Annotated in this window: 19 protein-coding genes; 7 read left to right on the forward strand and 12 right to left on the reverse strand. The window is 66.6% G+C overall.

Features of this window, described 5'->3' with window-relative positions; genetic code table 11:
- Window positions 1-165 precede the first annotated feature (165 nt).
- From HMPREF2924_RS18510 to HMPREF2924_RS18520, 3 genes are all read left to right on the forward strand, one after another.
- A complete protein-coding gene (locus tag HMPREF2924_RS18510) occupies window positions 166-654 on the forward strand; it encodes a hypothetical protein (protein ID WP_003132847.1) in 489 nt (162 codons plus the stop codon).
- Window positions 655-808: 154 nt separating this feature from the next.
- On the forward strand, window positions 809-1,027 hold the full coding sequence (locus tag HMPREF2924_RS18515) for a hypothetical protein (protein ID WP_003098091.1): 219 nt from the start codon (window positions 809-811) through the stop codon (window positions 1,025-1,027).
- Window positions 1,028-1,054: 27 nt separating this feature from the next.
- Complete coding sequence (locus HMPREF2924_RS18520; protein WP_003087754.1) at window positions 1,055-1,294, forward strand: hypothetical protein; 240 nt, start codon at window positions 1,055-1,057, stop codon at window positions 1,292-1,294.
- Window positions 1,295-1,351: 57 nt separating this feature from the next.
- Here the strand turns inward: HMPREF2924_RS18520 and HMPREF2924_RS18525 are convergent, their stop codons facing one another.
- On the reverse strand, window positions 1,352-2,074 hold the full coding sequence (locus tag HMPREF2924_RS18525) for an amidotransferase (protein ID WP_003132848.1): 723 nt from the start codon (window positions 2,072-2,074) through the stop codon (window positions 1,352-1,354).
- 244 nt (window positions 2,075-2,318) lie between these two features.
- On the opposite strand from HMPREF2924_RS18525, the gene HMPREF2924_RS18530 reads away from it, so the two are divergent.
- Window positions 2,319-2,690 carry a glutaredoxin family protein gene (locus HMPREF2924_RS18530; protein ID WP_003087752.1) on the forward strand — a complete coding sequence of 124 codons (372 nt, stop codon included), beginning with the start codon at window positions 2,319-2,321 and terminating at the stop codon, window positions 2,688-2,690.
- Between the two features lie 8 nt (window positions 2,691-2,698).
- Here the strand turns inward: HMPREF2924_RS18530 and HMPREF2924_RS18535 are convergent, their stop codons facing one another.
- Window positions 2,699-3,697, reverse strand: coding sequence for a Vgb family protein (locus HMPREF2924_RS18535; RefSeq protein ID WP_003132849.1), 999 nt, complete (start codon window positions 3,695-3,697; stop codon window positions 2,699-2,701).
- Window positions 3,698-3,719: 22 nt separating this feature from the next.
- A complete protein-coding gene (locus HMPREF2924_RS18540; protein ID WP_003132850.1) occupies window positions 3,720-4,691 on the reverse strand; it encodes an aldo/keto reductase in 972 nt (323 codons plus the stop codon).
- 151 nt (window positions 4,692-4,842) lie between these two features.
- Between HMPREF2924_RS18540 and HMPREF2924_RS18545 the strand changes: the two genes are divergently transcribed.
- On the forward strand, window positions 4,843-5,757 hold the full coding sequence (locus HMPREF2924_RS18545) for a LysR family transcriptional regulator (protein WP_003087749.1): 915 nt from the start codon (window positions 4,843-4,845) through the stop codon (window positions 5,755-5,757).
- A gap of 251 nt (window positions 5,758-6,008) precedes the next feature.
- On the opposite strand, the gene HMPREF2924_RS18550 is transcribed toward HMPREF2924_RS18545, so the two are convergent.
- From HMPREF2924_RS18550 to HMPREF2924_RS18565, 3 genes are all read right to left on the reverse strand, one after another.
- Window positions 6,009-8,153, reverse strand: coding sequence for a 3-hydroxyacyl-CoA dehydrogenase NAD-binding domain-containing protein (locus HMPREF2924_RS18550; protein ID WP_003132851.1), 2,145 nt, complete (start codon window positions 8,151-8,153; stop codon window positions 6,009-6,011).
- A gap of 13 nt (window positions 8,154-8,166) precedes the next feature.
- Window positions 8,167-9,372, reverse strand: coding sequence for an acetyl-CoA C-acetyltransferase (locus HMPREF2924_RS18555; protein ID WP_003087747.1), 1,206 nt, complete (start codon window positions 9,370-9,372; stop codon window positions 8,167-8,169).
- A 571-nt stretch (window positions 9,373-9,943) separates the two neighbouring features.
- Complete coding sequence (locus tag HMPREF2924_RS18565; protein ID WP_003132852.1) at window positions 9,944-10,831, reverse strand: AEC family transporter; 888 nt, start codon at window positions 10,829-10,831, stop codon at window positions 9,944-9,946.
- A 112-nt stretch (window positions 10,832-10,943) separates the two neighbouring features.
- Here HMPREF2924_RS18565 and HMPREF2924_RS18570 point away from each other — a divergent pair, with 112 nt between their 5' ends.
- A complete protein-coding gene (locus HMPREF2924_RS18570; protein ID WP_003132853.1) occupies window positions 10,944-11,765 on the forward strand; it encodes a cytochrome c in 822 nt (273 codons plus the stop codon).
- 7 nt (window positions 11,766-11,772) lie between these two features.
- On the opposite strand, the gene HMPREF2924_RS18575 is transcribed toward HMPREF2924_RS18570, so the two are convergent.
- From HMPREF2924_RS18575 to HMPREF2924_RS18600, 6 genes are all read right to left on the reverse strand, one after another.
- Complete coding sequence (locus tag HMPREF2924_RS18575) at window positions 11,773-12,504, reverse strand: proteasome-type protease (protein WP_003100716.1); 732 nt, start codon at window positions 12,502-12,504, stop codon at window positions 11,773-11,775.
- Window positions 12,505-12,585: 81 nt separating this feature from the next.
- Window positions 12,586-13,386: a transglutaminase family protein gene (locus tag HMPREF2924_RS18580; protein WP_003087743.1), complete on the reverse strand. Its 801-nt coding sequence runs from the start codon at window positions 13,384-13,386 to the stop codon at window positions 12,586-12,588.
- The gene (locus HMPREF2924_RS18585; protein WP_003087742.1) at window positions 13,383-14,336 is read right to left on the reverse strand and encodes an alpha-E domain-containing protein; all 954 of its coding nucleotides are present in this window, start codon (window positions 14,334-14,336) and stop codon (window positions 13,383-13,385) included. The genes HMPREF2924_RS18580 and HMPREF2924_RS18585 overlap by 4 nt, the downstream gene beginning before the upstream one ends.
- Window positions 14,337-14,338: 2 nt before the next feature.
- Window positions 14,339-15,751 carry a circularly permuted type 2 ATP-grasp protein gene (locus HMPREF2924_RS18590; RefSeq protein ID WP_003087741.1) on the reverse strand — a complete coding sequence of 471 codons (1,413 nt, stop codon included), beginning with the start codon at window positions 15,749-15,751 and terminating at the stop codon, window positions 14,339-14,341.
- A gap of 349 nt (window positions 15,752-16,100) precedes the next feature.
- Window positions 16,101-16,799 (reverse strand): type 1 glutamine amidotransferase, encoded by a 699-nt coding sequence (locus tag HMPREF2924_RS18595; RefSeq protein ID WP_003087739.1) that lies wholly within the window; start codon window positions 16,797-16,799, stop codon window positions 16,101-16,103.
- A gap of 97 nt (window positions 16,800-16,896) precedes the next feature.
- Entirely contained in the window at window positions 16,897-17,238 is a 342-nt protein-coding gene (locus HMPREF2924_RS18600) for a ribonuclease E inhibitor RraB (RefSeq protein WP_003087738.1), read from the reverse strand.
- 352 nt (window positions 17,239-17,590) lie between these two features.
- Between HMPREF2924_RS18600 and HMPREF2924_RS18605 the strand changes: the two genes are divergently transcribed.
- Entirely contained in the window at window positions 17,591-19,648 is a 2,058-nt protein-coding gene (locus tag HMPREF2924_RS18605; RefSeq protein ID WP_003087737.1) for a putative bifunctional diguanylate cyclase/phosphodiesterase, read from the forward strand.
- The last annotated feature ends 18 nt before the right edge of the window (window positions 19,649-19,666 follow it).

Raw genomic sequence — 19,666 nt, forward strand, 5'->3', positions numbered from 1 at the left:
CACCGTACGCCTTGCCCGCCGGCGCCAGTTGATGCGTATCAAGAACGGCCGGTCCCATCCGCTACGGGCCGACTAGACTGCATGCGAGGGAACCTTGGAGGCGCCTCGCCTCTCCATTGGATTCCAGCCTCGTGCCGTCTCATCCATGACAAGGAAACAACCGCCATGCCGAAATGGATTGCACTTTGCCTGTTCCCGCTGTTGGCAAGCTGCGCCACCTGCCGCCAGGACAGCGACAGGGAAAAACTGCTGTACGAGAACGACATGCTGCAGGCGAAACTGATCATCGTCGCCAACGACCGCGATCGCCTGCCGCTGGCCCAGGCCCTGCTGGAGCGCGCGGCGCGCGACGACCGCAGCGGCGAGGCGGACTTCTACCAGGCCGTGCTGATCGCTCGCCGCGACGGCCAGGCCAGCGATTGCGAGCGCATCACCCGCCTCCTCGAACGTTCCGCCGAGCGACGCTACCCGCTGGCCAACGCGATGCTCTACAAGATCTACGCCGAGCCCTTCCTGTTGCCGCGCGCCGATATTCCCAAGGCCGAGACCTATCGCCAGGCCTACGCCGAGCTGCCGGTCGCGCGCAGCGGCTACCCCTCCTTCGAGCGAGCCCGGCAGGTGGTCGATCGCCTGCTCGCGCCGACTTCGTCCTGATCCATCGGGCCCGAACCCGGGCCCCGCAACCCGTACCGGTCGTTCGGCCAAAGCATCATTTCTGTCGATAGTTAATAGCGCGACAATTCGTTATCCAATCGAATTCTTCTCCGCGATCCTATGCCCATCCGAGGTATCGATCACGGAAGCCGCCATGAAACGTCGCAGCCCACGCCATTACGCCCGCAACACCGCCCTGGCCACCCTGGGTCTGTACGCCATCCTCATGCTGGTCGTGCTGAGCCTCGTCGCCGGCGCCGAAAGCGCCAGGAACGCCACACCGGACAACGACACCGCCACGACCTTCTCCAACCAGATCGGCCAGGCCCTGCCAGGCCTGCTCTCGGGGTTGAACAGTCGACGCGCCGGTTGAACGCCGGCTTCTTTCCCGGGAAACAGCATGAGAAGGCAAACACGGAAATTCTGGATCGTCGCCGCCCTGGCGATATTGACCAATGGCTACTCGCTACTCGGCCTCGCCCAAGGCTCGGCAGGCGCACTGGCGCGCACCATCGAATGCAACCAGGCGATGGTCCGCGCGCTGGCGGCCAACCTGGCGCTGAAGCTGCAGAGCGGCACCCCGCCGGCACGCCCGCAGCGCTGGATCCCGGAGCGCTTCATCCTCGACTGCCCGGCCTGAAACGAAAACGCCGCCAACCCCGGGAGGCTGGCGGCGCTCGCATGGCGCGGGGCCGGCTCAGGCGCCGGTCGGCTGGCGCGCGACGAAACGCATCATCCATTCGGCGACGACGGTGCCCTGGTGATCCCTCGCCAGGCTATCGACCCCCTTGCGATAGAGTTCCTCACCCAGGTGCTGCTGGCGCAGTTCGAGCAGTTCGCGGGAATAGTCGTGGACGAACTCGGGATGCCCCTGGAAGCACAGCACCTGGTCGCCGATGGCGTAGGCGGCATAGGGACAGAAGTCGCTGGAAGCGATCACCCGCGCGTTTTCCGGCAGCCGGGTGACCTGGTCCTGGTGGCTGATCAACAGGGTCAGGTCCGGCAGCGCCGGGCTCATCCAGTCGGCCCGTTCGTTCAACTGGTACTGGTGGATGCCCATGCCCCAGCCCTGGCTGGCGCGCTCGGCCTTGCCACCGAGCAGCAGGGCCAGCAACTGGTGGCCGAAACACACGCCGAGGAGCTTGTCGCCGCGCTCGTAGCGGTCCAGGAGGAAGGTCTTCAGGATCTGGATCCACGGGTCGGGACCGAAGGAGTCGGCCTTGCTGCCGGTCACCAGGTAGGCGTCGAAGCGCTCGTCGTCCGCCGGATAGCGCCCCTCCACCACGTTGTAGATGACGAATTCGGCGGCGATCGGTTGCTTGGCGAACAGTTGCTGGAACATCCGGCCGTAGCCTTCGTAGCGCTCGATCAGCTCGGGACGAAGGATATCGGTTTCCAGGATACAGATGCGGAGCGACATAAAGACTCTCTGAAGAAGTGGGGTTATTGTCGTTTTCGTTTGATTTAATTAACACAGGAGCGCGGGCAAGGGAACCGTCGCCCTGGCCTCGAAAGGAATATCCGGACGATTCGCCAAAAAACAAGCAGCCGGCAGAAAGATTCCCGAGACGCCCAGCCGTAAAGAAATCTGCACAGGAGACGGAAGGACTCCCCATGCCCGGAACCGCCACGTAAACTGGCGGTTTTCCCGCGAGGCACACGCCATGTTGCTCAAGGCAGTACGTAACGGACTGGGTCAGGCGATTATCCTCGCCGACTTCGTCAGCCGCCCCCGCAAGCTGCAGCGCAGCGCCGAGGCTCAGGCCGAGGTCGAGCGGGCGCTGCGGAACCTGTCGCTCTACCAGTTCCGCGCCTGTCCGTTCTGCGTGAAGACACGCCGCGCCATGCACCGGCTGAACCTGCCGATGCAACTCAAGGACGCCATGAACGATCCGCAGGCCCGCCAGGCGTTGCTGGAAGGCGGCGGCAAGGTCAAGGTGCCGTGCCTGCGCATCGAGGAAAACGGCCAGGTGCGCTGGATGTACGAATCCAGCGAGATCATCGCCTATCTGGAAGGCCGTTTCGCCAACGCCTGAGCGGCCGATCAACGGCCCCCGGCCGCATCCAGGGGTAGCCGATGGATCAGGAAATGCGCCGGCACCTCGCCCTCGCGCCCCGGCAACAGGCGGTGGCGAATGCGTGACTCGCTGACATAGGCGCAGCCCTGTCCGGTGACGGTCAGGTTGACCGGCGACTCCAGGCCCTCGCGTATCACTTCGATGCCGCGCCGCCCTGGAGCGAGGGGCTCGGCGATCCGCAGCACCTTGCCGGCGCCGCTGCGGATGGCGTTCTCCAGCACGATCAGCGAGCCGTCCGGAGCCAGCGCCATGCCATCCGGATTCTCCAGCGTTCGGGGCAGCTCCATCTCGCGCAGCCGCGGACGCGTGGCGACCCCTTCGACGACATGGATCGCCCCGCTACCGAAGTTGCCGACCAGCAGGGTGTCGTCGTCCACCCGGACGATGCCCGCCGCGCCCAGCCCGCCGGGGCCGGCCAGGCGGCTGTCGCGCAGCAACACCTGGAACGCCGGTTCCCCGGGCCGCAGCCGCATCAGGCTGCCATCCCGGGTTTCGCTCAGGTAGACCGTTCCGTCGGGCGCCACCGCGAGATCGTTACCCATCCCGTCGCCGGGCAGGGTCAGATATCGGCGCACGGCACCGCTCGCGAGATCCAGGGCGAACACCCCATGCGGCCGGCGCCGGCCAGCGGGTAGGAAGTCCGGCGAATTGCCCCAGAGCAGGCCACGCGGCTCGTCCAGCCGCAGCGCGGTGGCAGCGAAGATCGCCGGGCTGCCGGTGAAGAAGGTTTCCCACTCGCCCCCGGGAGGCTTACGCAGGATGCGCCCGCTGGTGACCAGACCGACGTACAGCGTTCCATCGGCGGCATGGGCGATGCCGTTGGGATACCGGGCCCCCGCTGGCAGGACGATGCTCGTCGCGGCGCAGGACGGCTCGCGCTCGCCCGGCGCACGGGCGAAAACCGGCAAGACGGTCGCCGATACCATGGATACCAGCAGCAACACGGAAGCCTGTCGTCTCATCATGCTTTCTCCGTCGATGTGCGCCCTACCAGCGCGGGGTCCGGGCGCGCGCCGTGAGCGGCGCCTCCAGCGTGGCGCACTCCTCTTCGGCGAGGTCCAGCGTCAGCGCCGCGAGGGCATCCTTGAGGTGATGCGGCCTGGACAGGCCGACGATCGGCGCCGCGACACCGTTCCGGCCAAGCAGCCAGGCCAGGGCGAGTTGCGCCGGTGGAAGCCCGCGGGCTGCGGCGATTTTCTCCAACGCGCCGAGGGTCGACTCGACTTCCTCCCTGCCGCCGTACCAGCGCGGGGCCTGTTCGTCCGTCCGGGTCCGCAGCGTGCCGGCGCTTCGCGCTCCGGCCAGCAGCCCACGCGCCAGCGGCGACCAGGGCGTCAACGCGATCCCCTCTTCCCGGCACAGCGGCACGAGGTCCTCCTCGTCCTCGCGAACGATCAGGTTGTACTGGCTCTGCATCGAGATGAATTGCGCCAGGCCGTGGTGGCGCTGGAAGGCAAGCATCTTCATGAAGCGCCAGGCCGGCATCGACGAGGCGCCGAGGTAACGGACCTTGCCGACGCGCACCAGGCTGTCGAGGGTTTCGCAGGTTTCCTCGATCGGGGTTTCCGGATCGAAGCGATGGATCACGAAGAGATCCAGGTAGTCCGTACCCAACCGCCGCAGCGAGGCATCCACGCTGGCAAGCAGGTGCTTGCGCGACAAGCCGCAGGCGTTGGGCCTGTCGCTCATGGGAAAGAACGCCTTGGTGGCGATTACCAGGTCCTCGCGCTGCGCGAAGTCCCTGAGCGCGCGCCCGAGGATCCGCTCGCTCTCGCCGGTGGAATAGATATCGGCACTGTCGAAGAAGTCGATCCCGGCTTCCAGCGCCTCGCGAATGAACGGACGCGCCCGTTCCTCGTCCAGCACCCACGGACGCCACGCCGGATCGCCATAGGTCATGCACCCCAGGCAGAGTCGGGAGACTTTCAGGCCGCTATTGCCAAGACGGACATGCTGCATCGTACGACCTCGTTGGAAGGCTCTGAAAAGAGCGGTTTCCCCGGCCCCACCCTGTTCATGAGCCAGGTTTCCCGACGATGCTATATTGCTGCCGAATAGCTAACTATCCTGGAAAAATCTCTTTCATTGATCGAGTTATTTTAATAATCCAATGAAGAAGCCCGATCTCGCCGGTCTCGCCGCCTTCGTCGCCATCGCTCGCGAACGCAGTTTCCGCCGCGCCGCCGCCACCCTCGGCGTAACCCCGCCGACGCTCAGCCACACCCTGCGCGAACTGGAAACCCAGCTCGGCATCCGCCTGCTCAACCGCACCACTCGCAACGTCTCGCCGACCGAGGCCGGCGAGCACCTGCTGGCACACCTGGACCCGGCGTTCGAAGACATCGCCGCCGCGCTGGACAGCCTTAACCGCTTTCGCGAAACGCCTCACGGCCTGGTACGAATCAACGCACCGCGAAACGCCATCGGTCTCGTCCTCGCGCCACGTTTCGGCGAACTGGCCCGCGACTATCCCGGCATCACCCTGGAAGTGGTGGCGGACGAGGGTTTCGCCAATATCGTCGAAGCCGGTTTCGACGCCGGCATCCGCCTCGGCGAAGACCTCCAGCACGGCATGCGCGCCGTGCGGGTCGGCCCGGACCTGCGCTTGGCCATCGTCGCGACCCCGGCCTACTTCCGACGGCAAGGCAGGCCGGGTAGCCCGGAGGAATTGCTCGGCCACCGTTGCATCGGCTGGCGCAAGGTGTCTTCCGGAGAGCTGTACAAATGGCAATTCAGCAAGGGCACGAAAGCGCTTTCGGTGGCCGTGAGCGGACCGCTGGTCCTCGACGACCCGCGCCTGATGCTACAGGCGGCGCTGGCCGATGTCGGGATTGCCTTCGCCATCGAGGAGGAAGTCGCCGAGCACCTCGCCGCCGGCCGCCTGGAACGGGTCCTGGCGGATTGGTGCGCCCCCTTTCCCGGTTTCCATCTCTATTATCCGAACCGCCGCAACCACCCGGCGGCGTTGAGCGCCGTGATCGACCTGCTGCGCTACCCCGGCGAGGAACACCCAGGTCCCGCGTAGGCACATCGGCGGAAGCGCCCGTGGCAGCCTGGAGGCTGGCCCGTACCGACGCACGGCGTAGGGCGCATAACCGCATCGCGGTTATGCGCCAAACCTCGGCATATCGGCGGATAGCGCCCATGGCGCTATTCGCCCTACCCGTGGCGGCCTGGCTGGCAAGAACCAGGGGATACCGGGGTGGCGTCATCCGCCGCGGTACGCGACTACGAGAAAGCCGGCCCGAAGGCCGGCTCTCCATGCGACGTCAGGACTCAGAACAGCTCGCCCTTCGCCGCCTTCTCCAGCAACAGCGCCGGTGGCTCGAAGCGCTCGCCGTACTGTTCGACCAGGTATTGGGCGCGGGCGATGAAGTCCTTCAGGCCGTACTGGTTGATGAACTGCAAGGCGCCCCCGCTCCAGGCGGCGAAACCGATACCGAAGATCGAGCCGATGTTCGCGTCGGCGGTGGAGTGCAATACCCCCTCCTCCACGCAACGCACGGTCTCGATGGCCTGGATGAACAGCAGGCGGTCGCGTACGTCCTCGGCGGATATTTGCGCATCGGGCTTCTCGAAGCGGCTCTTGAGTTCCGCCCAGAGATGTTTCCTGCCGTTCGCCGGGTAGTCGTAGAAGCCGGCGCCGGCCGCCTTGCCCGGGCGTTTGTACTCATTGACCATCAGGTCGATCACGGCGAACGCGGGGTGCGTCGGCAGAGCCTTGCCCTCGGCCTCGAGGTCACGGGCGGTCTGGTTGCGGATGTGGGTCATCAGGCTCAGCGAGACTTCGTCGGAAATCGCCAGCGGCCCCACCGGCATACCGGCCTGGCGCGCCTGGTTGTCGATCATCGCGGCGCTCACGCCTTCGCCGAGCATGGCGATGCCTTCGTTGGTGAAGGTGCCGAATACCCGCGAGGTGAAGAAGCCGCGGCTGTCGTTGACCACGATCGGCGTTTTCTTGATCTGCAGCACGTAGTCGAAACCGCGTGCCAGGGTTTCGTCGCTGGTCTTTTCGCCGCGGATGATCTCCACCAGCGGCATCTTGTCCACCGGGCTGAAGAAGTGCAGGCCGATGAACTTCTCCGGCCGCGCCACCGCCTGGGCCAGCCCGGTGATCGGCAGGGTCGAGGTATTGGACGCCACCACCGCATCGGCCAGGGCATGCTTCTCGGCCTCGGCGGTGACCTTGCCTTTCAGCGCGCGGTCCTCGAAGACCGCCTCGATGATCAGGTCGCAGCCTTCGAAGTCGGCTTCGCTGACGCTCGGCACGATCCGCGCGAGGAAGGCGTCGCGCTTCTCGGCGGACAGGTGCCCGCGCGCAACCTTCTTGTCCAGCAGCCTGGCCGAATAAGCCTTGCCCTTCTCCGCCGCTTCCAGCGAGACGTCCTTGAGCACCACCTCGATGCCGGCCGCCGCCGATACGTAGGCGATGCCCGCGCCCATCATCCCGGCGCCGAGCACGCCGACCTTTTTCGTCGCCCGCACCGGATACCCCTGCGGCCGCGACTTGCCGGCGTTGATCTCGTTGAGCTGGAACCAGAAGGTGCCGATCATGTTCTTCGCCACCTGGCCGGTGGTCAGCTCGGTGAAATAGCGCGCCTCGATCAGTTGCGCGGTGTCGAAATCGACCTGGGCGCCCTCCACCGCCGCGCACATGATCTTCTCGGGCGCCGGGAAGCAACCCTTGGTCTTGTCGCGCAGCACCGACGGTGCGATGGCCAGCATCTGCGCCACGTTGGGACTGGCAGGCGTACCGCCGGGAATCTTGTAGCCGGCGCTGTCCCAGGGCTGCTTCGCCGCCGGGTTGGCGAGGATCCAGGCGCGGGCCTTCTCCAGCATTTCCTCGGGGCTGTCGGCCAGTTCGTGGATCAGCCCGGCCTTGAGCGCTTCCGCCGGACGCACCTTCTTGCCTTCGGCGAGGTACGGCAGGGCTTTCTCCAGGCCAAGCAGTCGCACCATGCGCACGATCCCGCCGCCGCCCGGCAACAGGCCGAGAGTCACCTCCGGCAGGCCGAGCTGCACGCTGGGATTGTCCAGGGCGATGCGGTGGTGGCAGGCCAGGCAGATCTCCCAGCCGCCGCCCAGCGCAGCGCCGTTGATCGCGGCGACCACCGGCTTGCCGAGGGTCTCCAGGCGCCGCAGTTGGCCCTTGAGTTCGAGGATGCCCTGGTAGAAGGCCGGGGCGTCGGCCTTGGTGACCTTGATCAGCTCGTTGAGATCGCCGCCGGCGAAGAAGGTCTTCTTCGCCGAGGTCAGCACCACGCCGGCGATCCCCTCTTTCTCCGCCTCCAGCCGCGCGATGGTCTTCGCCATCGCCTCGCGGTAGACACCGTTCATGGTGTTGGCGCTCTGCCCGGGCATGTCCATGGTCAGGACGACGACGTTGTCCTGGCCTTTTTCGTAACGGATAGCGTCAGTCATTCCGGTTCTCCCTTCACACGCGCTCGATGATGGTGGCGATGCCCATGCCGCCACCTACGCAGAGGGTGGCCAGGCCGTAGCGCAGGTTGCGCCGCTCCAGTTCGTCGAGCAGCGTGCCGAGGATGATGCAGCCGGTGGCGCCGAGCGGGTGGCCCATGGCGATGGCGCCGCCGTTGACGTTGACCTTGCTTTCCGCCACGCCCATGTCCTTCATGAATTTCATCACCACCGAAGCGAACGCCTCGTTGACTTCGAACAGATCGATGTCTTCCACCTTCAGGCCGGCCTTGGCCAGGGCCTTGCGGGTCGCCGGCGCGGGGCCGGTAAGCATGATGGTGGGGTCGGTGGAGGTCACCGCGGTAGCGACGATCCGCGCCCGCGCCTTCAGGCCCAGTTCGCGGCCCTTGGCCTCGGAGCCGATGAGCATGGCGCTGGCGCCGTCGACGATCCCCGAGCTGTTGCCCGGCGTATGCACGTGCTCGATGCGCTCGACCTGGCTGTACTTGCGCAGCGCGGTGGCGTCGAAGCCCATCTGCCCCATCATCTCGAAACTCGGCTTGAGCGCGGCGAGCCCTTCCAGGGTGGAGTCGGCGCGAATGAACTCATCGTGGTCGAGCAGGACGATGCCGTTCTGGTCGGCGACCGGCACCAGCGACTTGCCGAACAGCCCTTCGGCGCGGGCCTTGGCGGCCTTCTGCTGGGAGCGCAGGGCGAAGGCATCGACATCGGCGCGACTGAAGCCTTCCAGGGTGGCGATCAGGTCGGCGCCGATCCCTTGCGGGACGAAGCTGGTGTGCAGGTTGGTTTCCGGATCCAGTGCCCAGGCGCCGCCGTCGGAGCCCATCGGCACGCGTGACATGGACTCGACGCCGCCGACCAGGACCAGGTCCTCGAAACCGGAGCGTACCTTCATCGCCCCCAGGTTCACCGCCTCCAGGCCGGAGGCGCAGAAACGGTTGATCTGCACGCCGGCAACCTGTTCGTCCCAGTCGGCCACCAGCGCCGCGGTCTTGGCGATATCGGCGCCCTGGTCGCCCACCGGCGTCACGCAGCCGAGCACGATATCGTCGACCTGGGCGGTATCCAGGTCGTTGCGCCGCTGGACCGCGCGCAACAGCCCGGCCATCAGGTTCACCGGCTTGACGCTGTGCAGCGCGCCATCCTTCTTGCCCTTGCCGCGGGGAGTACGCACGGCGTCGTAAATGAATGCGTCGGTCATGGCGGTCTCTCTTATCCTGTTCTCGTCCGGCCGAGCGGGCCTCCGCCTACCTTAAACAGGCTCGCCGGCGGGACAATGACCGAACCGCTCAGGCTGATTGACCGCCCAGCTCAGCCTGCAACGCCGGGAAGATAGCACCATGCCATCTTTCGACCGGAAACCCGGACACCGGACGAACGGTCGAGACGCACGCCAGAGCCGTCACCACGCTGTCATATAGAGGGAATATGTCTAGACCGGAGCAGCTTGTATCCAAGTGGTCTAAGCCCGCGCAGGCCGGGGCTTAGACTGATTCATGCAAGCGTTCGAAAGGGAGGTCGACGCCGGGGATGCCGGGCCGACCGAAGAGTACGCCACTGCGTGGCAAGCCGTTCCGCCGGGCCGTAGCGCGGAGCAGGCAGCCACCCGACAACAAGAAAGGCAGACAGGCCATGTTGAACGAGCAGCCAAAAAGATGGCGGCAAGCGAGCCTCATCGTCTTCGCCACCACAGTCATCCTGATCCTTCCCAACCTTAACAGTCTGATCCGCTAGGGCACCCTGCTGCCTGCACGCTGCGCACCGCCTCGCGGTCAGCGCAGCGCAGGCAGCCACCAGATCAGCAGCAGCGGAATGAAGGCGAACGACAGCAAGGTCGAACACAGCACCAGGCTGGCGACCTGATCCGGCGAACGATTGCCGCGCAAGGCGTAGAGATAGTTGAACACCGCCACCGGCATCGACGATTGCACCACCAGCACCCCCTGCGCCAGCGGCGGCAATTGCAACGCCAGCGCCACCGACCAGCCCACCAGCGCCCCCAGCAGAAGACGCAGGCCGCCATAGAAGAAGCCATTGCCCAGTTGCCGCGGACGGATGCTGGCCAGGGACACGCCGAGGGTGATCAGCATCAGCGGAATGGTCAGCCCGGCCATCAGGTCGACGGTATTCGCCATCCAGCGCGGCAGTTGCAGGTCGAGCCCCATCAACAACAAGGCCAGCAGCACGCTGAGCAGGATCGGATTGCCCAGCAGCGAGCGCCAGGAGCGCTCGCCGCTCATCCAGAACACGCCGAGGCTGAAGTTGCCGATCGACATGATCAGGTAGAACGCCACCGCCAGGGTCATCCCCGCCTCGCCGAACGCATACAGGCACACCGGCAGGCCCATGTTGCCGACATTCGGGAAGCTGTAGGCCGGCACCAGCACCTGCCACTCCTGGCGCCCGAGGCGCGCCGCCGCCCAGCCCAGCGCAGCCATGCAGACGCAGATCAGCGCGCTGGCCAGGGCCATCCGGCCGAAGCTATGCAGGTCCACCCGGGTATGCGCCAGGGTGGCGAGGATCAGGCATGGCGAACCGATGTTGAACACGATGCGCGAAACGAACTCGGTCGGATAGGCGTGTCCGAGACGGACCCAGACATAACCGACACCGGCGCCGAACAGCACGGGCGCCATCACGGCGAACAACTCGGCGAGCACGGGAACCCCTTGGTTAGCCAGCTATGCAATGGCCCGCATGCTACCGCGAGGCCCCCGTTCCGTGCCAATCTCTCGCTCCATGTCATAACCGGCGGATGCACGAGGAACCCGCATGCCTGTCACTTTCCCGCGCCTGGCGTTGCTAGGTGCCCTGCTCTTCCCTGTGGCTGCCGCCTGGGCCGCCGAGCTCCGCCTGGAACTGCCGGGGGGCACGCAGACCTGGAGCAGCGAAGAACTGCTCAGGCATCCGCAGGCCCGCGACCTGGACATCCCGGCCGACGTCGCCTACCGCCGGAACATGCGCTACCGCGCCGTGCCACTGGCGGCCTTGTTGAAAGGCGTGCATCCCGAAGACCATTTGCAGGCCGTGGCCAGCGATGGCTTCGCCGCCGAGTTGCCGGCCGCCCCGCTGCTCGCCGAACAGGGCTCGCAAGCCTGGCTGGCGATAGAGGATCCGCAGCGCCCCTGGCCGCCGTTGGGAGCCGGCAAGCCGTCCGCCGGGCCGTTCTATCTGGTCTGGAGCAAACCCGAGGAAAAACGCATCGGTCCGGAGCAATGGCCCTTCCAGGTCGTCCGCATCCGCTATCAGCCCCCTCTGGCCGAACGCTTCCCGGCCCTGCTGCCGGCCGCCGACGCCAGCGCGGAAGTGCGCGCCGGCTTCGCCGTGTTCCAGAAGAACTGCCTGGCCTGCCACCGTCTCAACGGTGCCGGCGACGCCCAGTTCGGCCCGGACCTGAACCTGCCGTACAACCCCACCGAGTACTTCCAGCCGCAATTCCTCGCCCGCTACATCCGCGACCCGCAGGCGCTGCGGCAATGGCCACAGGCGAAGATGCCGGCGTTCCCGGAACGGGTGATCGACGACCAGGAATTGCGCCAGCTGATCGGCTACCTGCGCCACATGGCCGGCCGCAAAGCGGGCGCGGCCGGCTGAAGCGGCGTCAGATGTTGTACGCCGAGGGCGGCGACGGCAGGCGCTCCAGCAAGTCGTGCAGGCCGGCGCTCCACTGGCGGCGGATGGCGCTGAAATAGGCGTCGTCCTCGGTGACCCGGTAGCCCTCCGGCAGGATCAGGCTGTCGCGGTGGTAGACCAGCAGGTCCAGCGGCATGCCCACCGAGAGGTTGCTGCGGATCGTCGAGTCGAACGACACCAGCGCGCAGCGCAGGGCCTGCTCCAGCGGCGTGTCGAAAGTCAGGTTGCGGTCGAGGATCGGCTTGCCGTACTTGCTTTCGCCCAGTTGCAGGAAAGGCGTGTCCGGCGTGGCCTGGATGAAGTTGCCCTGGGGGTAGATGCTGTACAGCGCCGGCGGTCCGCCGGCGATCTGCCCGCCGACCAGGAAGGAGCAGCTCAGGTCGGTATTGCCGGCCAGATTGCCGCCGTCGCGGGCCATCACCTCGCGGGTGGTCTCGGCGATCAGCGCCGTGGCGTCGTAGACCGAGGGCACGTTGAGCAGGCTGGCGCCGTCCCGGCGGATGCGCTGCTGCAGCAGGTTGATCACCGATTGCGAGGTCGCCAGGTTGCCGGCCGTCTGCACCACCAGCAGGCGCTCGCCGGGCGTGCCGAAGGTGAACAGCTTGCGGAAGGTGGCGATATGGTCGATCCCGGCGTTGGTCCGCGAATCGGAGGCGAACACCAAGCCGTCGGCCAGGTGCATCGCGACACAGTAGGTCATCTCGAATCTTCCTTATTCCGTCCGTCCCCGCCCCTCAAGCGTAAAGGCAATCGCCGATAACGCCAGGCGCGCAATGGATCGTCACTGTTGCTGCACCTGCAGCAGCGGCGCGCTGACCAGCACCCGCGCATGCATCTGCTCGCAACCGCCGCCACGGCGCAAGCCGCGCACCGGGCAGGCATCCAGGTAGTCGAGGCCGACGGCCAGCTTGAGATGGCGCTCCGGACGGCCGAGCCGGTTGGTCACGTCGAAGCTGTACCAGCCGTCGCCGAGCCAGGCCTCGGCCCAGGCATGGCTGGCCAGGTGCGTGTCGTCCTCGGTGTAGAGGTAGCCGGAGACATAGCGCCCCGGCACACCCTGGCTGCGGATGCAGGCGAGGAAGGCATGGGCATGGTCCTGGCAGACCCCGGCGCGTGCGCCGAAGGCCTCGATGGCGGTGCTGTCGACGCGGGTCGCCCCCGGCTGGTAGAGGATATGCTCGTGCAGCGCATGCATCAGGTCGAGCAGGCCGCCGCGATCCTTGCGGCCGCCCATGGCGCGTTCGGCGAAGGCGCGCATCTCGGCATCGGCGCCGGTCAGGCGGGTGCTGCGCAGGAACGGCAACGGCGACTGGCGATCGTGCTCCACCTCGCGCTCCTCGTCGATCTCGACCAGGCCGTGGGCGGCGATCAGGACCGACTCATGCGGTTCGTCCAGGGTCAGGACGTGCAGGATGTTGCCGTACGGATCGCGCAGCGGCCGCGCCGGGCGCGGCAGGTCCAGGCGCCAATCGACCACGTGCTGGCGCTCGCTGTCCTGCGGGGTCAGGCGCAGGTACTGGATGCTGGCGCGCACCCGGTCTTCGTAGCGATAGGTGGTGTCGTGGGTGATCGAGAGTCTCATGCGGCCTCCAGGTAGGAGCTGTGAATGGCGTTGGCCAACTGGCGAACCAGCAGGATGTAGTCGGTGATCCAGGTATGCAGGCCCTGCTCCAGCACCTCATCGATGCCGGTGTAGCGCACCCGCGCCTCCAGCTCGGCGGCCAGGCGCTGCGCCGGCCGGCCGTTGACACCGGGCAGGCCGGAAAGGATCTCGCTCAGTTCCTCGATGCAGGACAGCAGCGAACGCGGCACGTCCTCGCGCAACAGCAGCAATTCGGCGATGTTGCGCGCGTTGGGCGAGGCGCGGTACAGCTCGGTGTAGCCCTCGAAGGCGGATAGCGCCCGCAGCAGCGCGCTCCACTGGTAGTAGCCGCGCGCGGTGCCCTCGTCCGCCCCGGCGAGCGCCGCTTCGCCCTGGGTCTGGTAGCGCGCATCGAGCAGGCGCAAGGTATTGTCGGCGCGTTCGATGAAGGTTCCGAGACGGATGAAGCGGAACGCATCGTTGCGCATGCTGGTGGCGAAGGTCGCGCCGCGGAACAGGTGCGAGCGGTCCTTCACCCATTCGCAGAAACGACTGATGCCATAGCGCAGGATGCCCTCGGCGGCGATGCCGCGCATTTCCAGCCAGGTGGCGTTGATGTTCTCCCACATGTCCAGGGTGATCCGCCCGCGTACCGCATGGGCACTGGCGCGCGCTGCGGCCAGGCAGCTGTAGATGCTCGCCGGGTTGTCCGGGTCGAGGGCGAAGAAACTCAGCAGGCGCTCGGCGGCCAGTTCGCCGTGGCGCTCCAGGTAGGCGTCGAGGGTGCCGGTGATCAGCAGCGGCATGGCCAGTTCGTCCAGGCCGCCGCCGTTGCGGTCCTGCGGCAACAGCGACAGCGAGTAGCTGACGTCGAGCATGCGGGCGAGGTTCTCCGCGCGTTCCAGGTAGCGCGACATCCAGTACAGGTCGGAAGCGGTCCGGCTGAGCATGCTTATTCCTCCACCACCCAGGTGTCCTTGGTGCCGCCGCCCTGGGACGAATTGACCACCAGCGAGCCTTCGCGCAACGCCACCCGGGTCAGCCCGCCAGGCACCAGGCGAACCCGATCCGGCGCAGACAGGACGAACGGCCGCAGGTCGATATGGCGCGGCGCGACGCCGCTCTCGACGAAAGTCGGACAGGTCGACAGGGACAGCGTCGGTTGCGCGATATAGGCCTCCGGGCGAGCCTTCAGGCGCTCGCGGAACAGCTCGATTTCCTCCCGGCTGGCCGCCGGTCCGACCAGCATGCCGTAGCCGCCGGAACCCTGGGTCTCCTTCACCACCAGCTCCGGCAGGTGCGCCAGGACGTGCGCCAGTTCCTTCGGCTTGCGACATTGCCAGGTCGGCACGTTGTGCAGCAGCGGGTCTTCGCCGAGGTAGAAGCGGATCATGTCCGGCACGTAGGGATAGATCGACTTGTCGTCGGCCACCCCGGTACCGATCGCGTTGGCCAGCACCAGGTTGCCGGCCCGGTAGGCGGCCAGCAGGCCGGGCACGCCGAGCAGCGAATCCGGGTTGAACGCCAGCGGGTCGAGGAAGGCGTCGTCGATCCTTCGGTAGATCACGTCCACCGGTTGCGGTCCGGCCGTCGTGCGCATGTAGACCCGCTCGTCGCGGACGAACAGATCGGCGCCTTCGACCAGTTCCACGCCCATCTCGCGGGCGAGGAAGGCGTGTTCGAAGTAGGCGCTGTTGAAACGTCCCGGCGTCAATACCACCACGCTCGGCGATTCGACGTCACTGGCCCGCTTGAGGGTGTCGAGCAACAGGTCCGGGTAGTGGTCGATCGGCGCCACGCGCTGGCGGACGAACAGCTCGGGGAACAGGCGCATCATCATCTTGCGGTTTTCCAGCATGTAGGAAACACCGCTGGGCGTGCGCAGGTTGTCCTCCAGCACGTAGTAGTTGCCGCTGCCGTCGCGGACCAGGTCGACCCCGGCAATGTGCGCGTAGACGTTGCCCGGCAGGTCCAGTCCCTGCATCGCCAGTTGGTACTGGTCGTTGGCCAGGACCTGCTCGGCAGGAATCACACCGGCCTTGAGGATGCGCTGTTCGTGGTAGAGATCGGCGAGGAACAGGTTCAGCGCCTGGACGCGCTGGATGCAGCCGGCCTCGATGTGCGCCCACTCCGCCGCGGGAATGCTGCGCGGGATGGTGTCGAAGGGGATCAGGCGCTCGGTGCCCTGCTCGTCGCCGTACAGGGTGAAGGTGATGCCGGCGCGGTGGAACAGCAGGTCGGCTTCGCGCCGGCGTTGCAGCAATTGCTCTTCAGGGGTGTCGGCCAGCCAGCGAGCGAATTCCCGATAATGCGAGCGGCATTCGCCGCCAGCATCGTGCATCTCGTCGTAAAACATGCGTGCCATGCCGGACTCCTTGTCGTCACGAACGATGGGGAACTCGCAAAGCCCGTGCCAGCGCGCGGATCACGACTCGTCGGCGATTCGCAGGGTCGGCGCGGCGGGTTCGCCCCAGTCTGGTGCATCCTGCCCACAGGGAGAGGAAGGGCGCCCCGTTCGACGGCATGCGCGCCCCGCGGCCACGGACCGGCATCGACCTGCCGATCGCGAAGCGACCTGTGGGACCGATAAGTCTAGAACAGACCCGGAAGGGAGACGGCTTCTCCCCTCCCTTCCATGCAGACAGCCGTCTCGCTCGAACGAGCGATAAAGCGGACCGGCGGTAGTGCCAGGGAGGCGCCCGCGGCCGGGAAGGTCAATCGATCAGCGACAGCCAATGACGGTAGAAACCCTCGGCCACCCGATTCAGCCCGGCAACCTTGGCAGGCAACCCGGCCAGCATGTCCTCGGCGGATTGCTGGCTGGGCTGGGAGGGATCGAGCAGGTGCGGCCAGCCGGCGATCCAGCGCCGCACCAGTTCCTCGGTCATTTCCGGATGGCCTTGCAGGCCGAGTACGTGATCGCCCCAGGAAAACCCCTGGTTCTCGCACCACGGGCTGGACAGCAGGCGCTCGGCGCCCTGCGGCAGGTCGAAGGCATCGCCGTGCCACTGGAAGATCGAGAAGCGCTCCGGCAGCCCGGCCAGCCATGGACTGTCGCGGCTTTCCCGCTGCATGGGCTGCCAGCCCATTTCGGTGTAGGGCTGGTGCCGCACCGTCGCGCCCAGGGCGCGGGCCAGCAACTGGCCGCCGAGGCAATGGCCGATCAGCGGGATGCGCCGCTCGATGAAGCGACGCAGCAGCGCCAGTTCGTCGCGCAACCAGGGCAGGTCGTCGTTGACGCTCATCGGCCCACCCATGATCGCCACCGCTCGCGGGCGTTCGGCGTCGAGACCGGCGAGTTCGCCGAGGTCGGCGCGGATCACGCGGAAGTCCAGGCCGCGCGCCGCCAACACGGCACCCAGATGGCCTGGCGGACAGAACTCGGCATGGGTCAGGATCAGAATATCGCTCATGGCTTACCTCCTTCCCCAGTCTGAAGGAAAGCCTTCGAGGAAGGAAAGCCCGACGCAGGAGCCCCGGCCCAGGATCGCGGCCGGGGTCCCGCCGCCGTCACGGACGCAGCGAAGTGACCTCCTGGGTCACGCCCCACCCGTCCAGCACGCCGCCCAGCGGCACCACGACTTCCTCCAGGTCGTGTTCGAAGGCACCGATGGCGGCATGGGTGGCGTACATCACCTTGCTGACCTGCAGGTTCCAGGAGCCATCGTCGCGAGCGACGACCTGGGCCCTGAGCGACTCGCCGCGAAACTGGCCCGCTGCCTGGCGGGCCTCCCGCTCACTGGGAAAGATGGCGAAGAAGTCGATGGGATGGATGCGCGCGAAGTCGAAGCCGCCTTCTTTCATGCGACGCAGGACATTCACGCTGACATCATCCGAGAAGGGCTTTTCCATGAGACGCACCTCCTGTCGAGACATTCAGAAAATTCACCGATTCCCCATTCAGCTGAAGCCATCGTCGGCGATCATGAGAGTTTTGTGATCAGGCCAGAGGAGGATCGGACGACCATGGCTTCTTTCAGGGTAGCGTCAACCTGCCAGCGCTGCCGAGCTTTCCGCCGCCTGCCCCGGCGGGCGGCGACCGGCGGCAGACAAAGCGCTGTACAAAAGGCCCGGCCGTTGAGCAAGATTCCGCCTGCGCCGGCGACCGTTGGTCCTGCCCGATGGCATTGGCGAAAGCGACTCGTGCAATAATATCAGGTTGATATCAACCACTTCTCTCCCGCTATCCCGTTCGGACGCTTTCATGCTTATCAGCAGCTACAACCAGGTTCTTGTCGCCTTTTCCCTGATTGTGGCCATCCTGGCGTCCTACACCGCTCTCGACATGGCCGGCCGGGTGACCCTGGCGAAAGGCCGCGAGGCGCTCTCCTGGCTGATCGGCGGCGCTTTCGCCATGGGCTTCGGCATCTGGTCGATGCATTTCGTCGGCATGCTCGCCTTCAGCCTGCCGATCCCGCTCGGCTACGACCTGGGCCTGACCCTGCTGTCGCTGCTACTGGCCGTCGGCAGTTCGGCCTTCGCCCTCTGGCTGGTGTGCCAGGCGGAACTCCCCTGGCAACGCCTGGCGCTGGGCGCCCTGCTGATGGGCAGCGGCATCGCCGCCATGCACTACACCGGGATGGCCGCCCTGCTGATGATGCCGGGGATCGTCTACGACCCGCTGTGGCTCGGCCTCTCCATCCTGATCGCGGTGATCGCCTCCGGCGCCGCGCTGTGGATCGCCTTCCGCCTGCGCCATGGCAGCCGGCGCATCGTCCTGGTCCGGGCCGGCGCCGCCCTGGTGATGGGCTGCGCCATCGTCGGCATGCACTACACCGGGATGGCCGCCGCGCAGTTCCCCCTGGGCAGCTTCTGCGGCGCCGCCGGCCGAGGCATCGACAACGGCTGGCTGGCGGTGCTGGTCATCGTGATCACCCTGGCGGTGATCGCCATCGCCCTGATCGTCTCGGTGCTGGACTCGCGCCTGGAGGCACGTACCTCGGTGCTCGCCACCTCCCTCGCACGAGCCAACCGCGAGCTGATCCAGTTGGCCCTGCACGACAACCTGACCAAGCTGCCCAACCGCATGCTCCTCGACGACCGCCTGGAGCAGGCGATCCAGCAGGCGATCCGCGACGATCGCCGGTTCGCCGTGCTGTTCATGGACCTGGACGGCTTCAAGGCGGTCAACGATGCCTACGGCCATCACCTCGGCGACCTGTTGCTGATCGAAGTCGCCGAGCGTATCCGCGCCAACGTCCGCGCCCAGGACACCATCGCCCGCCTCGGCGGCGACGAGTTCGTCCTGCTGATCGAGGCCCGCGAGCCCGCCGACGCCGCGACCCTGGCCGAGAAGCTGGTGAAGCGGATCAGCCAGCCGTACCAGATATCCCGCCACGAGGTGCGGATCTCGGCGAGCATCGGCATCGCGCTCTACCCCGGCGACGGGCAGACCCGCCACGAACTGATGATCAATGCCGACGCGGCGATGTATCACGCCAAGGACCAGGGACGGAACGGCTACTGCTTCTTCGAGAGTTCGATGAACGCCAACGCCCAGGAACAGTTGCAACTGCTCCATGACCTGCGCCAGGCCCTGGAGCGCCGGCAGTTGGTCTTGCACTACCAACCCAAGGTACTGGCGCCGAACGGACCGATGGTCGGCGTGGAAGCGCTGCTGCGCTGGGAGCATCCGCAACACGGACTGATCCCCCCCGACCAGTTCCTGCCGCTGGCGGAAAAAACCGGCCTGATCGTGCAGATCGGCGAGTGGGTGCTCGACGAAGCCTGCCGGCAGATGCGCCTCTGGCTGGACGGCGGGCATGCGGAGTGGAACATCGCGGTGAACCTTTCGGCCTTGCAGTTCGCCCATGCCGGCCTGGTCGACTCGGTGCGCAACGCACTCCTGCGCCACAGCCTGGAGCCCAGCCACCTGATCCTCGAGGTGACCGAATCGACCGCCATGCGCGATGCCGATGCCAGCCTGGTGATCCTCGAGCAGTTGTCGGCGATGGGCGTCGGCATCTCCATCGACGACTTCGGCACCGGCTACTCCAGCCTGCTCTATCTCAAGCGCCTGCCGGCGAGCGAACTGAAGATCGACCGTGGCTTCATCAACGAGCTGGCCCACGACAGCGACGACGCCGCGATCGTCTCGGCGATCGTCGCCCTCGGCCGCACGCTGAACCTGAAGATCGTCGCCGAGGGCGTGGAAACCGAGGCCCAGCAGGAGTTCCTGACCCGCCTCGGCTGCAATTCGCTGCAAGGCTTCCTGCTCGGCAGGCCGATGCCGGCCGAGCAGTTGCTCGCCAGCGTCGCCTGAGCGCCGCCAGCGGCGTGC

This window comes from Pseudomonas sp. HMSC063H08, from assembly GCF_001813645.1.
In the GTDB taxonomy this organism is placed as follows: Bacteria; Pseudomonadota; Gammaproteobacteria; order Pseudomonadales; family Pseudomonadaceae; genus Pseudomonas; species Pseudomonas aeruginosa.